This is a genomic window from Mesorhizobium sp. M4B.F.Ca.ET.089.01.1.1, from assembly GCF_004022605.1.
GTDB lineage: Bacteria > Pseudomonadota > Alphaproteobacteria > Rhizobiales > Rhizobiaceae > Mesorhizobium > Mesorhizobium abyssinicae.
The window spans coordinates 1-2527 of the sequence record NZ_RZOS01000635.1 but is presented as its reverse complement, the minus strand read 5'-3'; the positions used below and the strand labels follow the sequence as shown (position 1 = coordinate 2527).

The following is a 2527-nucleotide window of genomic DNA, read 5'->3' as shown; positions in this document are numbered from 1 at the left end:
GGCCGAAGCCAATTCGGCGAAATCCAAGATCTGGCTGTCCGGCATCGCCTCCTATGCCGGACGCGGGCTGGCGCTGTCGGGCGGTGTCACCCCGAGCGGACAGCCGGCGCAGCAGCAGCCTAGCGGCCAGCCGACCAGTCAGCCTCCCCAGGCTCCCAACCAGTCGCTGTTCTTCGTCGGCGGCACCTGGAGCACGCCATTCATCTCGCCGATCAGCCGCGGCGTTTCCGGCGAGTAAGTTCGCGCCTGACCCCGACGCCCCCTACCCGCGCTGCGCAGCCTGCTCGTCGCGCTGACGCTGGACCTCGCGCCGCTTGTTGGCGACAGAGGCGATGATGACGCCGACGGCGACGACCGCGATCAGTATGGTGCAGGCGGCGTTGATTTCGGGCGTCACGCCGAGACGGACCTGGCTGTAAATCTTCATCGGCAGCGTGGTGGCGCCCGGCCCCGAGGTGAAGGAGGCAATGACCAGATCGTCGAGCGACAGCGTGAAGGCCAGCATCCAGCCGGAGATGATCGCCGGCAGGATGACCGGCAGTGTGATGTGGAAGAATGTCTTCACCGGCGGCGCGCCGAGATCCATCGCCGCCTCTTCAAGCGACCGGTCGAAGGAAACCAGGCGCGACTGCACGACGACGGCCACGAAGCACATGGTGAAGGTGATGTGGGCGAGCGTCACGGTGAGGAAGCCGCGGTCGAGGCCGACGGCGACGAAGAGCAGGAGCAGCGACAGGCCGGTGATGACTTCCGGCATGACCAGCGGCGCAAAGACCATGCCGGAAAACAGGATGCGCCCCCTGAAGCGCGTGTAGCGCGTCAAGGTGATGGCCGCCAGCGTGCCAAGCACGGTGGCCACGGTGGCCGAGATGACGCCGACGCGCGCCGTCACCCATGTGGCGTCCATCAGGCCCTGATTGTGGAACAGCGATACGTACCATTTGGTCGAGAAGCCGCCCCAGACGGTGACCAGCTTCGATTCGTTGAAGGAAAAGACGATGAGCAGCACGATCGGCAGATAGAGGAAGGCAAAGCCGAGCACGACCGAGGTGATGTTGAAGCGGCTCCAGGTGGCGTTCATCTGCCCTGCTCCTGCGCGCGCGCCTGGGCCTGCTGGAAGAGCATGATCGGCACGATCAGCAGCAGCAGCAGGATGACGGCGACGGCCGACGAAACCGGCCAGTCGCGATTGGCGAAGAACTCGTTCCACAAGGTCTTGCCGATCATCAGAGTCTGCGAACCGCCGAGCAGGTCGGGAATGACGAACTCGCCGACCGCCGGGATGAAGACCAGCAGGCAGCCGGCGATGACGCCGGGCAGCGACAGCGGGAAGGTGATCTTCCAGAAGGCGCTGGTCGGCGGGCAGCCGAGGTCCTTGGCGGCCTCGATCAGCGAATAGTCCATCTTCTCCAGCGACGAATAGAGCGGCAGCACCATGAACGGCAGGTAGGAATAGACGATGCCGATGAAGATCGCCGTGTAGGTGTTGAGGATGATCAGCGGCTGGCTGATGACGCCGGTGGCGAGCAGCAGCTGATTGAGCAGGCCCTCCGGCTTGAGGATACCGATCCAGGCGTAGACGCGGATCAGGAACGAGGTCCAGAACGGCAGGATCACCAGCATCAGCAAGGTCGGCCGGATCGTCGCCGGCGCACGCGCCATGCCGTAGGCGATCGGATAGCCGACGATCAGCGTCAGCACCGTCGAGATCGCGGCGATGATCAGGCTGGTCACATAGGCGTTGAAGTAGAGCGCGTCCTCGGTCAGCCAGGTGTAGTTGTCGACGCCGAGCTGCTTCAGTTGGCCGAAGAAGCCGGAAATGCCGCCGCTGAAATCGAGCACCGGCGTGTAGGGCGGCATCGCGATCGCCGTCGTCGATAGCGAGATCTTGAAGACGATGACGAACGGGATGAGGAAGAAGAACAGCAGCCAGAGATAGGGGACGATGATGACCAGGCGGTTGACGAAGGCCGAACCCAGTCTGGCCAGCGGGGATTTGGCGGCATCGGCTGCCGGCGAGGTTGTTTCAGCGGTTGCGGCGCTCGACATGATCGCCTCTACCGTGCCAGCACAACGCCGGCGTCGGGCCGGAAGGAGACCCAGGCGCGATCGTTCCAGGTCAGCGGATCCTCGCTGACGCGCGAGGCGTTCATGGCGCTCGCGCGCACCATCTGTCCGTCGTCGAGCCGGATGTGATAGACGGTCATGTCGCCGAGATAGGCGACGTCATAGACCTCGCCTTCAAGCGCGTTGACCGCATCGGCCGGCTTCTTCGACGAAACCTTGATCTTCTCCGGCCTGATGGCGAAGACGATGTCGGCGCCGGCGGCGGTATTGCCGCCATTCTCGACGACGATCTGGGCTCCGGTCGCCCCGGTGATGCGCGTCGTGTTCGCCGCCCGCTCGGCGACCTTGCCTTCGAACATGTTCACGTTGCCGACGAAATGCGCCACGAAGCGGGAGGTGGGGGCCTCATAGACTTCCACCGGCGTCGCGACCTGCATCACCTCGCCCTTGTCCATTATGG

3 protein-coding genes and 1 pseudogene are annotated in these 2527 nt (G+C 64.3%); 1 reads left to right on the top strand and 3 read right to left on the bottom strand.

The features are described from left to right. A pseudogene (locus EN780_RS31945) lies at nucleotides 1-238 on the top strand (AsmA family protein); the annotation flags it as partial. Nucleotides 239-262: 24 nt separating this feature from the next. Here the strand turns inward: EN780_RS31945 and EN780_RS31940 are convergent. The 3 genes from EN780_RS31940 to EN780_RS31930 all read right to left on the bottom strand — a co-directional run. Beyond that, nucleotides 263-1081 carry an ABC transporter permease subunit gene (locus EN780_RS31940; protein WP_127284455.1) on the bottom strand — a complete coding sequence of 273 codons (819 nt, stop codon included), beginning with the start codon at nucleotides 1079-1081 and terminating at the stop codon, nucleotides 263-265. After that, complete coding sequence (locus EN780_RS31935; protein ID WP_127309771.1) at nucleotides 1078-2049, bottom strand: ABC transporter permease subunit; 972 nt, start codon at nucleotides 2047-2049, stop codon at nucleotides 1078-1080. Before EN780_RS31935 ends, EN780_RS31940 begins: the two co-directional genes overlap by 4 nt. Before the next feature lie 8 nt (nucleotides 2050-2057). Continuing rightward, nucleotides 2058-2527, bottom strand: a 470-nt coding sequence (locus tag EN780_RS31930; RefSeq protein WP_128276264.1) for a TOBE domain-containing protein, incomplete at its 5' end; no start/stop codon positions are given.

Coding starts and splice junctions, on each gene's coding strand:
- EN780_RS31940 (WP_127284455.1), bottom strand. CDS start 1,081: ATGAACGCCACCTGGAGCCGCTTCAACATCACCTCGGTCGTGCTCGGC.
- EN780_RS31935 (WP_127309771.1), bottom strand. CDS start 2,049: ATGTCGAGCGCCGCAACCGCTGAAACAACCTCGCCGGCAGCCGATGCC.